The 11,935-nt window shown below is 42.1% G+C and carries 11 protein-coding genes; all 11 read right to left on the bottom strand.

The window, feature by feature from the left end; translation table 11 throughout:
* On the bottom strand, positions 1-1,005 hold the full coding sequence (locus BIY37_RS01255; RefSeq protein WP_070066030.1) for a methyltransferase: 1,005 nt from the start codon (positions 1,003-1,005) through the stop codon (positions 1-3).
* A gap of 18 nt (positions 1,006-1,023) precedes the next feature.
* The gene (locus tag BIY37_RS01250) at positions 1,024-1,920 is read right to left on the bottom strand and encodes a complex I NDUFA9 subunit family protein (RefSeq protein ID WP_070066029.1); all 897 of its coding nucleotides are present in this window, start codon (positions 1,918-1,920) and stop codon (positions 1,024-1,026) included.
* A 141-nt stretch (positions 1,921-2,061) separates the two neighbouring features.
* Entirely contained in the window at positions 2,062-4,653 is a 2,592-nt protein-coding gene (locus tag BIY37_RS01245; RefSeq protein WP_070066028.1) for a helicase C-terminal domain-containing protein, read from the bottom strand.
* Between the two features lie 264 nt (positions 4,654-4,917).
* The gene (locus tag BIY37_RS01240) at positions 4,918-5,727 is read right to left on the bottom strand and encodes a DNA-3-methyladenine glycosylase family protein (RefSeq protein WP_070066027.1); all 810 of its coding nucleotides are present in this window, start codon (positions 5,725-5,727) and stop codon (positions 4,918-4,920) included.
* A 436-nt stretch (positions 5,728-6,163) separates the two neighbouring features.
* Entirely contained in the window at positions 6,164-6,349 is a 186-nt protein-coding gene (locus BIY37_RS01235; protein WP_070066026.1) for a hypothetical protein, read from the bottom strand.
* Positions 6,350-6,395: 46 nt separating this feature from the next.
* Positions 6,396-6,641: an HP1242/YdcH family protein gene (locus tag BIY37_RS01230; protein WP_070066025.1), complete on the bottom strand. Its 246-nt coding sequence runs from the start codon at positions 6,639-6,641 to the stop codon at positions 6,396-6,398.
* Between the two features lie 418 nt (positions 6,642-7,059).
* On the bottom strand, positions 7,060-7,992 hold the full coding sequence (locus BIY37_RS01225; protein ID WP_070066024.1) for a 3'(2'),5'-bisphosphate nucleotidase CysQ family protein: 933 nt from the start codon (positions 7,990-7,992) through the stop codon (positions 7,060-7,062).
* A 223-nt stretch (positions 7,993-8,215) separates the two neighbouring features.
* A complete protein-coding gene (locus tag BIY37_RS01220; RefSeq protein WP_070066023.1) occupies positions 8,216-8,686 on the bottom strand; it encodes a septal ring lytic transglycosylase RlpA family protein in 471 nt (156 codons plus the stop codon).
* 101 nt (positions 8,687-8,787) lie between these two features.
* On the bottom strand, positions 8,788-9,357 hold the full coding sequence (locus BIY37_RS01215; RefSeq protein WP_080324763.1) for an NUDIX hydrolase: 570 nt from the start codon (positions 9,355-9,357) through the stop codon (positions 8,788-8,790).
* Positions 9,358-9,389: 32 nt separating this feature from the next.
* A complete protein-coding gene (locus BIY37_RS01210; protein WP_070066022.1) occupies positions 9,390-9,908 on the bottom strand; it encodes a nitroreductase family protein in 519 nt (172 codons plus the stop codon).
* A gap of 917 nt (positions 9,909-10,825) precedes the next feature.
* The gene (locus BIY37_RS13020; RefSeq protein WP_070066021.1) at positions 10,826-11,311 is read right to left on the bottom strand and encodes an Ig-like domain-containing protein; all 486 of its coding nucleotides are present in this window, start codon (positions 11,309-11,311) and stop codon (positions 10,826-10,828) included.
* Positions 11,312-11,935 lie beyond the last annotated feature (624 nt).

The raw sequence follows: 11,935 nt of genomic DNA, 5'->3' as shown, positions 1-11,935 counted from the left end.
CTATCTTCTTTTGCCAATAATTAAGGTTGAATTGGACTCCAGGTCAATCTTTTTTATATCATCAAACCCGGCATTGGCAAGCCATTCCTGGTATTCAGGCTCGCTGTACGAAGCCCCTTCCTGAGTACCGAGGAGCATATTGAGGCTGAAGAGAGCGGCAAACTGTGGATGTGTCCTTGTTTCATCCAGGACAAATTCATGGATGACAATGAGTCCGCACTCTTTGAGAGCATCCCGGCACTTCCTGAGTATTCTGGTATTATTGGCAGTGTTGTAAATATGCAAAAGATTTGAGACCAGAATTACATCGTACATATTTTCCCCAAAGCCATCCTCCAGACAATTGCCCGCTTGCGTGGTAACGCGGTCTCCTATCTTTGCCGCCGCAATGAATTCACGGGTGAGGCGAATGGTGTGCTCCAGATCAAAGACAACGGCACGAAGCTCTGGATTGGCCTTTGCGAGGGCAATGGCATAGGTACCAGGACCACCAGCAATATCCAGCAACGTCTTTGCACCTTTTAAATCGAGCTTTCTGCAAAGCTCCTCTGTCTTTACGGAAGCTATATTATGCATTGCCGTAATAAAATCCCTCAAATCATGCGGATCAACCTCTTCCGGCAGGTCCTTCAGGGAAACCGGATTTCCCGTTTCGATCGTTTCCCGAAGCATTGCCCAGGTATCCGTCATATTATGAAAATGATGGATATAATCTCCAAGATAATTAGGATTTCCCTTGATCAGATAGCAATTCGATAGAGAGGAATTTGCATAGTGGTTTTCCTGTTTAATAAGTAATCTAAGCGAAACAAGTGCGTTGAGAAGCATCTCGGTCGCCCGTTCGTTGGCCTGAATAGCCTGAGAAACTTCTTTGGCGGTAAGCCTTCCTTTGTTCATAATAGTAAAGAGATCAAACTCCACCGCGGTAAAGAGGATATAGGACTTCCAGTAGCCACAACTGAGCTGCAGAAGATAATCAACCTTCGGATAGTTCGTGTCTGTCATGGGTTGTATCTATACCTTTCATGATATAAAGTATTTGGAGATACCTTGTTTAAACTCAATAGATTTGATACTAAAATGATTTAAAAATGGTTTTTCATCACAGGTGTTGCCTTCCAGTAGCATGCTAATCTGGTCTTTTGTAACAGGAAAGGCGGGCAGCCAATCAAACATTTCTGCTGCAAGGTTCATGATGAAAACCGGGATATGAAGTTTATACGGAGGCACGCAGAGGACGCTGCCAATGATATCAATAATTCGATTAAACTCCATCTTTTCCGGTCCGCCAACAACAAATATTTTTCCAATAGAATCCTTTTGCTCTATTGATCTTACAAAACCATTCGATACGTTTTCCACGGATACGGGTTGCATCTGATACCTGCCGTTGCCAATGACAGGCACAAATTGCAGTGTCTTCAGCATGCGGACAAATAGATTGACGAATTTGTCTCCAGGCCCGTAGATAACTGATGGGCGAAAAATCGTATAATCAAGCCCGCTGCTTTGTATACATTCTTCCGCACGGAACTTGGTTTGCTGATATTGGGTCTTCCCGTCTTTTCGCGCCCCGAGCGCACTCATCTGAATGAATCGACGGACACCCTGTTCCCGTGCCGCTTTAAGAAGATTTACCGTCCCCTCATAATGTAATTTCTCAAACGTAATCCCTTTCCCGGGAAACTCTCTGATAATACCAACAAGGTTGATCACAGCATCACATCCTGCCAGTTTGCCTCGCAAACTGTCCACATCGGTAATATCTCCTTGTACAATGTCCGCCGCTTCTTTGTAGTGCACAATCTTTTGTTCAGAACCCTGCCTGACAACGCATCTGACCTGATAATTTTTTTTGAGTAAATCCTGAAGTATCCGTTTTCCTACAAAGCCGGTACTGCCTGTTAAAAAAACCTTCATGATAATATGCCTTCCCCAACAAATCAGGCCAATGGCGGGAGATAAACCCCTGCGCTACTTTTTGTATTGGAATTCCTTAACATCAATGTAGTAAATTATTTATTCTTTCCTTCCTATCCGTGGAACATGTACTCTGTGGCCTTACCGGAAGGACTTCCTTTTCCCTACCGGGGAAAAAGTGTCATCATCAAAAAACTGTCTCATTTCCTGAAAAACAATCTCTCTCTTATCCTTAATGCACCTGATATCCGGAAGTGATTGAAGAAAGACACGCCCATATTTCTTAGTAACTATCCGGCGGTCGAAAACAACCACGACTCCCTTATCCTCGCGACTCCGGATGAGCCTGCCAAATCCCTGCTTGAATTTAATCACTGCCATAGGTACGGAATATTGAAAAAAAGCATCACCACCAGCCCTTTCAATGGCCTCCACCCTTGCCTCAACAATAGGTTGTGTCGGCACCTTAAATGGCAATCGGGTAAGGATGACGCATGACAAAGCATCTCCCTTTACGTCAATTCCTTCCCAGAAACTGTCTGTAGCAAACAAGACCGACGTCGCATCTTCTTTAAAGGTCTCGAGGAGGTTATGACGACTCCTTATTCCTTGCTTCAAACAGACATAACCAAGTCGTGTGATCTGCGGTTCCAATCGTTGATAAAGATTGTTGAGAAGACTGTATGAAGTAAACAGGACTAACGCACGGCCTTCCGAAATTTCTATAGTCTTTAAGATATTCTCTTCCAGAGTGGAAACATAACCTGGTTGGCCAGGTTCTGCAATATCTGTAGGAATACCGATAAGAGACTGCTGCTGGAAATCAAATGGGGAATCCAGGATCGATTCTGATAATCGCTCGTGTGAAATTTGCTGCAAACCACTACTATCTTTGAAAAAGGAAAAGGTCTTGTTGATTGCCAGGGTAGCGGATGTCAGGAGTATCGTACGATAATGATCGTAGAGGCACATCTTTAAATCTTCGGAAACGGAAAGCGGCGCAGTGCAAAACCTGACTGTCGGTTCCCCTGCGTATCTCTTCATTTCTATCCATTTGCAAATCCTTTCATTATCCTCAACAAAAGCATCAATCTCGTTTGTCACAAATTTCAATCGCATCTTGCACGAAACAAGATCGATCAGAACAGACGATAAGACTTCTTGTGATTTTTTCGAGAATTCCGCCATTTCCTCGAGGAGTGACGTTAAGAGAAAGACAAATTCCCGGATATCCGCGCTCAATTTTCTGAATTGACTCTCGATAACATCTCGCCACAGATCGGTAGAAACAAAGCTTGCAGTAATGCGAAATGTGATCTCCCCATCCTTCATCTCTTCCTTTTGCATTCCGGTGTGAACACCATAATTACTGATCGCTTCAGACATATCTTCAAATATTCTTTGCACGGTATCATAGAGAAGCTGGCGTGCCTCCAGGATTTCCGTGTTGATTCTATCGGTAATTTCTCCTGCAATAGCCTGGTCATGAACAGAACTCACCTCTTTTAATTTGCTCTTCAGGTATTGCAACAGGCCTTTTCTCGCATCCTTGAGATTAACCAATCTCCCCAGGAGCTTTAGTATCCTTAATCTCGAAATCGTCGCGCTGAGACTTGCCGTTGCCACATCTACAAGATGATGAGCCTCATCGATAATAATTTTCTGGAAGGGAGGCAAGATAGCTACGGCATCATACCCCTTTGTTTCCCTACGCACCATCAAGTCAGCCATCAGAAGATAGTGGTTCACGACCAGGATATCTGCGCTTGCTGCGTTTCTCCGGGCAATATAAAAATAACACTCGTCATAAAACCGGCACTTCAGTCGTGTGCACTGGTCTGCCTCAGATTGTATTGCCTCCCAAACATCCTCCTGTGGCACAAAATTAAGATCGGTTTTGCTTCCATCTCGTGTTTTTGCCGCCCACGCTAGCAGATCATTCAGTTGCTGACGATCTTCATCATCAATCAACGCACTGCTATCGAAACGTAAATTATAAACCTTTCTCAGGCACACATAGTTATTTCTCCCTTTTACGAGAACACTCTTGAAATCGAGTCCACAGCATGTTCTGAGTATCGGAATGTCTTTTTCCATTAATTGTTCTTGTAGGTTTATCGTATGCGTAGACACCACTACCCGATCCTGGTTTTTAATACTCCAGAACACGGCAGGAGCCAGATATGCCAGAGATTTTCCCGTCCCCGTCCCCGCTTCAATCACAGCAATTTTGTCTTCATTAAAGGCATCAACGACCGATTTCAGCATATCGACCTGTGGCTTGCGATATTCATACTGAGACAGATGCCTTGCAAAATTTCCTTCCGGCTGAAATTGCGCCGACAACTCGTTGAAGGCAAGCTTCTCGCATAACCGCTCTTTCATAACCTTTACCACGGGGTATACAAATTCCACGTTATTATCCACAATATAGCATCCCACATTCTGAGATCCCATATAGGATGCGATCTCCAGATCTGCATCGGATGGCTCTAAAGTCCCGTCCGGATGGTTGTGAACAATAACATCCCCGCACCTCGCTTGCTTTATCATAGCGGGTACAGCCGTTTTATTGCCCATGGCACAGACATCGACGTCCATCACAAGGAGGTCGTCGTTAAGCCTTCCTACCATGAACGTTTCATTTCCTCCCGCCTTTTCTATAGCATTCCTGGCAGAAGAAAGAGCTTCAGGGAGGAAGAATTCTTTGGCCAACCATGCAGTCGTTTTCATGATTTTTCTGAAAAAAGGTTTTTTTGTAGCAATTTACTTTTTTTGAATATTTCCAACAGAGAAGGCATTACCCGCAACGTAGGGGCAGGTTTCAAGCCCGCCCCTACCAGACAACATTATTTATACAGAAGATTTTCTAAAAACCTAAATTGTTACGTTCTTTGAAGGCCGTACATTTAAAATTTTTTTCACTATACCAAATCATAACGTTGACACAAAGCATAAAGTTATTCAAACGAAAACCCCGATAAGCCACAATCTTGCCTATGCGGATTCCCGTGCCAGCATATAAAGAAATTGCTGGGCATACCCCGCATATCTGCCAAAATATTTTACTCCAAACTCCTGGAGCTTTTGGTTTGATACCTGCTGATTGTTGAAATATAATTTCTGAAGAATCTTCTTCATCCAAGTATCAATGGGGAATGCCTCGGTAAAGCCCAAAGAAAACAAAAGGATACAATCTGCAATCTTATCCCCAATCCCAGGAATATCTTTCAGCGCTTTCTTTGCCTCCGGATAGGAAAGTTTTCTGAGAGACAACAAAAAATCTTCACTCACAAGATCGTTAGCCGTTTTAAGATACTTTGCCCGAAAGCCCGTCTTTGCCAAAACAATCTGGTCGTAATCATTTAAATCACCGGGATTGGGAAATGTGTGCATCTCCATCCCCTTCACATCAGTCTTTTTTCCAAAGGACCGTGATAAAATTTCAAGATTTAGTTTTATTTTTGGGATATTTGCAGCAGAAGAACAGAGAAATGATATGAGACATTCCCAGGGGTCCTGCCGTACAATGCGTAATCCATAGTATCTCCTGATTGCCTTGCCGATGTGTCGGTCCCTGTTTATTTCATTTAAAATAGTGGAGTATGGCTCATCAAGCGCAAAATAGTGTGTCAGGAATTTACGATCTATGCCCTGGAATTCTAAGTAATGAGCAGACTGTCTGACATGAAAGATACGGTCCCTTGCAGCAATATCATACCAATCACCCCTTCTGAATACCCGGAACAGTTGACCGCATAAGAGAGTAGACTCAAGGTTGAAATTTTTTACGCTGATCTTAGGCATGGTCTATGGCGAAATTCATTTCTATTTTATTCAGCGAAAATCTTCTATATCCTGCCATAAGCTGAATATAAAGAAATAAACATTATGTACCGCTATTAATTATACAAAATGAGGCTGTCCCACCCTGTGTTATGTCTGCTAACAGCATCAAAGAATTAGAATCGATAGTTGAAACAAGCTGATTGATTCAAGTTGTAAACTAAAACCTACGTGAGAGCGATTCAAATCATGGGGTGCAATTTCAAACCAAGACCAGAGTGGGGTAAAACCCTTGTCTCATAGTACGGATAAGCCTTCTCTGTGCATACTATTAGTTAATTCTCCACAGGGTAAAATATTTCAGTCCTCATTTGCTTTAATTCTGAGAAAAATTGTTGTATCAATCTCATTGGTATAATACTGACCGAAGATTTCTACCTTTAATCTTATCTCATCATCAATAATACGTGCAAGTGACTTTTGCCGCAGAACGTTTTACGTAACCAAGCATACCGAAACTTTCTGTTTCTATGGCTATTGTTTTTTCATCATGCTGGTTATCTGATTCATGAACAAGTATGACAACGTTATCATTACTACCCTGCTCATCGACAAGCGCCTCGTTTGTTTTTAATCTGATCATAGACACAATCTTTAAAACGTTCTGATTGGTAATAGAAGCCTCATCATCAGTGCGTATTATGTTTAAGTATGTTGAAAAGCTCGTCTTTTAAAGCAAGCCTGCGTTTTTTAAGATCTTCCATGGTCGTATCTGAGGCCGGTTCGATATCGTTTTCAACCCGGTAAACCTCCTTGTCAATTTTATGATAGTTATCAAAAAGCTTTTTAAAGTGGCCATTGGTCATCTTAAGATTATGAATCTTTTCACGATATTCAGGAAATTCATGAACAAGGTCGTGATGCTCATATTGCATGGTACTCTCCTTTGTTGATCTAAAGGGTATTCAGATTTAAATAAGCTGGGTAAAAAAACAAAAACCCAACAACTTTTTATGCACCCCTAACCCTCCCAGGGGGGCTGGGGGTGCGTAAATGGCACAATGAAAAACTTTGAAATTCTTCAAGTTGTGTCGTCGGTTATAGGGTGGTATAGACGAATTTTGTTTGTCCGTGCCACCCTGTAACCCGCTTAAATAAAATAAAAATTCCTATACAACAAATTTACATTATATAAAAATCCTTCATGTCTTCCAAATATTTCCATTTGGAGCCCATTGGTTCCTCGTCTGATTTCCCCACTTCCTCTCGCGACGGACCACAAACAATATCATAATCCGGAGCAATCGAATGGGTCTCTACTCATAAAAAGCAGGTTCATGCTCTGTTCAGACATTATAATAAGTGCTGAAACTGAGAAGGCTGGAATCTTTGTCCCGTAACAAGAAAAAAAGAGTTGGTCAGATTATTTTTATTATACGTTAACGGTCCTTTGGTATGCATATCTACAACCTTTCCCCGCGTCTGCTCGACGATTGCTTGCCCGGCTGCAGTATCCCACTCCATTGTTGGTCCAAATCTCGGATAGATGTCCGCCTTGCCTTCTGCCACAAGGCAAAATTTCAGGGAACTTCCCGCAGAGATGAATTCAACCTCCCCGTACGATTCTCTTATTTTACTTACAAATTCTGACAGTTCTTGTGTTGCATGTGAACGGCTGCCAGCAATGGTAAAAGAGGGATGTTTCTTTGTGATACTCTGGTTGTCATTTGAGCCAGAGCTTGCGGTGTTGGTGGTTAGCGGCAGTCTTTGTGATGCATCAAGGAGACCGTTTGCTGTGAGGTCGTCAGTCACGACCTTACTATTCGTAAGCATATAGGAGCCAAGGTGTGCAGCGGCAAAGTAGAAGCAATCCTGCACCGGTATATAGATACATCCGAGAACAGGCCTGTCTTTGTGGATGAGCGCAATGTTCACTGTGAATTCCCCGTTCCTTTTGACAAACTCCTTTGTCCCATCAAGAGGGTCAACGAGCCAGAAATACTCCCACATCTTTCGCTCGTCATAAGGAATATCTTTCCCTTCCTCGCTTAGGATAGGAAATCGCAAAGAATTCAAGGTGTTTTCATTGTTATTTGTGGTCGGCGGTTGTTTGAGTTCATTCTCAATAATCTCGTGGGAGCATTTATCTGCCAGAGTCAGAGGGGAGTCGTCATCTTTATGCTCAACAACAAAGTCTGAGTTATAGACCTTAAGGATAGCCTCGCCGGCACGTTTCGCAGCGCGAATGGCAATGAGGAGGTGTTGGGTATAGTGATTTTTATTCATGTTTGTTTTTAATTCAGTTAGTCATCAAAACAGAGAACGGATTTTTTTAATTAATACCAATTTCGTTTTTTAAAAAATTCGTAATACTTTAGTTTTTTGAAACATCATGACGATGTAAGGTAAATCCCGCGTATTGGTACAACTCTGACAGGGTTTCAGAACCCTGTCAGAGTTGTAAAATAGCTGAGAAGTCATGTTTTTTTCAAAAAACTAAACTGCTACCTTAATTGAAGTCCTGTACGGGTTTTTCAACAATGATTATGCCTACTTTTGCAATCCCGCTCTCTATCAGATCTAAATCCAGACCGGCTTTATGCGAAACATTCACAACTCTGTCCGTCGTTCGCTGAAAACGATCGATAACTGTCACCTCAACCTTTTTGGTATTCCCCAGGTTGGTAATCAGTATCCTGGTTCCAAACGGCAATGACGGATGAGCTGCGGTCAGTTTATTCCTATCGTAACGAACGCCGCTAGCAGTCATTTTACCATCGTATTCATCTGAAATGAATGAGGCAATGCCGACTTCATCATACCGCCCGGATTGCTTACCGGCAGCATCCTTCATATCGGTTTTTTTGATGCCGGGTGATTTGCTATCAGCTTTTCTGACACTTGTATTTCCACAACCGGTTACGCACAGAATACCGATGAATAAAACGAATAATTTTTTTACGGTTAAGCCTGGATACATAATTATATTGCCCTTTTGTTCATCCGTTTTTTACTCAGACGGTGAAGTCTTTGTGTATATCAATCGCACAAAAACCCCTCCACGATTATTTCCATCGATGATTACCTTTTCCATACGTCAAAAACTTTTGTAAGCGCCAGGAGTGCCAGTGAATGACGGAAACTGCCAGCCTGAATTTCGGATCGCAGTTCATCGAGCGTTAACGTGGCAACAACGATATCTTCGCCCTCGTCAGGGTTCATTTCGCCTGTTTGAATAGCATCTTTTGCATGCCAGAAATGACACATATTATTCAAAATTGCCGGATTTGGTTCGACAGAATCAAGATAAATCCAATTGGTGCAGGTATAACCAGTTTCTTCCTTCAATTCCCGAATTGCCGCTGACCTGGGATCCTCGCCGTGGTCAATAATGCCACCGGGTATTTCTGTGGTTATTTTCTCTGTGCCAAACCGGTATTGCCGGACAACCACGATTTCATTGTCCGGCGTTGTGGCAACAACGTTCACCCAGTCATTTGATTCTAGCACCAGCCGTTTCATTTCTTTTTGACTCTTGGGATGTTTTAACCAGTCAAAGCGCGCCCGGAGGATCTCAAGATGCGGTCCTTTCTCGATATGGTGCCGTTGCCATACCGCCGGTTTTTTATCTTTGTTCTTTTTTTTATCCATGAATCTGAGATCGTTAATTTAGTGTCGAATGCTCACCAACAGTTCATTTTAATTTTATTCAATTGCAACTTTTCCTTTGGCACACCGGCTTTTTTCTCTGCAGGATATCCTATGCTGATGACAGACTCTACTTTCATAGTTTTTGGAATATTGAAGAGGTCTTGGATATATGCTTCTGAGGATGTGTTTTTGTTATGCATTCTGTTTCGTATCTGTATCCAACAGCTCCCCATATCCATCGATTGGGCAACCGTCTGCACCAGGATAGACGCTATGGAACAGTCTTCAATCCACACATCCGATTGCTTTTCGTCGCCACAAACGATAATCCCCAATGCGGCATCTTCCAGAAATTCGGATCCGTGTTCTTTTGATTTCGATAATTTTTTTAGTAATTCTTTATTATCAACAAAAATAAACTCCCAAGGATTTCTATTCCTTGATGATGGCGATCGCAACAACGCCTCTTTCAAAATCTCAATTTTTTCGGGCTCTATCTTCCTGTCCTCATAGACCCTGATGCTTCGTCTTTTTCTCAGTAACTCTATCATAACAAGACCTCTCCTGCTCTCCCGATTGAATGATTTCAAAGCGGTAGCATGTCACTTCTATACTTTACCATGATAACAAACCAGAATGCAATAAAGAAGTCCAGATAAAAACTTGCTAAAGTTTTTATTCGGAGATTCGTCCGTATATCCCTTCCAATAGTTGTAGACTCAGCCAAACTGCAGGCCTTTTCATCTCTCTATTTCAGTTTTTTTAACTTCCGGAAATATAAGGCGATCATAATCATTGCAACCATTGTAACAATTCAGTTATTTGAAAAATCTCTGCGACATTAAGCTTGCTGCCCTTTATAAAAGATAAGGCGTTTGTTCGTATCAAAAACACCCCCAGCCCCTCTTTTTAGATAGGAGAGCAAGAATCCCTTCTAAATGAGGGGATTTAGAGGTGTGTCACAAGGCAGCAAATATTTCGTCCTTACCGTACGCATGAAATGCACGGGAAATTCCTTTCAAAAAGCTAAACGGTTACCAATAATTTTGTGGGTCATCGTGGAAACGAGTGGGTAAGATTTATGAGAAAAAGGTTGTGATGTGGCATAAAGGAAGGCGAAAAAAGGATTGAAGGGGATGAAAAAAGATGGTATGACGCGACGATAGAAAAAAAGAGGCAGCTCCCGGACGAATATCATTTCCCCAGGTCTCAATGGATCCGCAAGGGTTTGCAAAGGTTTTCGGGATTCAATGAATAAGTTCCATTGGACACGAGGTAAAATGCAAACATCTACGAAAAAAATTATTCCTTTCTTTTTCATGCAGAAAGATTCAGTTTGATTTTTCGTATTTATCTAAAAATTAAAAAGAAAAAGGGGATGCCATGTCTTCCAACATAACATCCCCTTTCCGAAAACTTTTACAACGATCGAGGCATAGTCTCAAATGAGAACTGCCAGAAATGCTTTTTAGAGCTTTGGTTTTGCTTTTTTTACCGTTACCGTTACGTCGTCTATCAGCTTTTTGTGTTTGAATCGTACTATTGCGGCGCCTATCTTCTCTGTAGCGGTAATGGTAAATGTTGCCTGACCATCTTCGTCAGTAGAAACCTCCGCCGGTGAAACAGTCACGCGTTTTTTACCACTTACAACCTTAGCCGTCACTAATTGGTTTACCGACGGGAAACCATCTTTGCAGGTTAAGATTACGGTTTTTTCTGTATCTTCTCCCTGTGAAAGCTTTAGGGATTTCGGTTTTGCGTTAAGCTTTTTCGCTTTACAAGGCTCCGGAGTTGGCTCTGGTGTAGGCGTAGGTGTGGGTGTAGGTGTGGGTGTGGGTGTGGGTGTTGTCGTTGGCGTCGGCGTTGGCGACGGTGCGCCTGGCGCCCGGGATATCATGACAATAAGACTAAGAAATATCGCACAAATCATAACCCCTATCTGCCTTTTCCACATATACTTCTTCTCCTTTCTCAAAATGCAAAAATATAAATACTATTAAGAACTGCTAATAGCCCGAGGCACTCGCAGCATTTAGCTTTTTTAAAAGACGGGAATAAAGCGTTTATCCATTCGATCTTTGAGTATATTTACGGCGATTGTCACATATGCTTTTTTTCTATACGTAAACGTCCTTATTATTTCCCGGGAATTTTTGAAAAATCAAATCGCCACATTACTTCTTACCTCGACGGCATAAGAATTTTCATTTTATTTAAGTGGGTTAAAGGGTGGCACGGACAAACTTTGTTTGTCAGTATACTATATTCCAAATCCGTGTGGATATTCAAACATCATGGACAAACAAGTTTGTCCATGCCAACCGGTAACCGAAGACAGAAATTGTTGTTATCTCTTAAATTTAGTATAGAGACAATGAACGGGCGCATTTTATGAAAATTCATGAAGTTGTGCAACACAAATTTTGCAAATGATTTTAGTGTAGTAAAAATCGACCTCCTATAAATGCCTTTGTTATGCAAAAACCGGCAGGAAACTTCACTCTTTGGCAGCTTGCGGAGTTATCCCGACCTTCGCAATTCGAGGGGTGTATGAGCTGCTAAGCCAGCAAATACAAGG

The organism is Candidatus Brocadia sapporoensis, from assembly GCF_001753675.2.
GTDB classification, from domain to species: Bacteria; Planctomycetota; Brocadiia; order Brocadiales; family Brocadiaceae; genus Brocadia; species Brocadia sapporoensis.
This window is presented reverse-complemented; position numbering and strand designations above follow the sequence as displayed.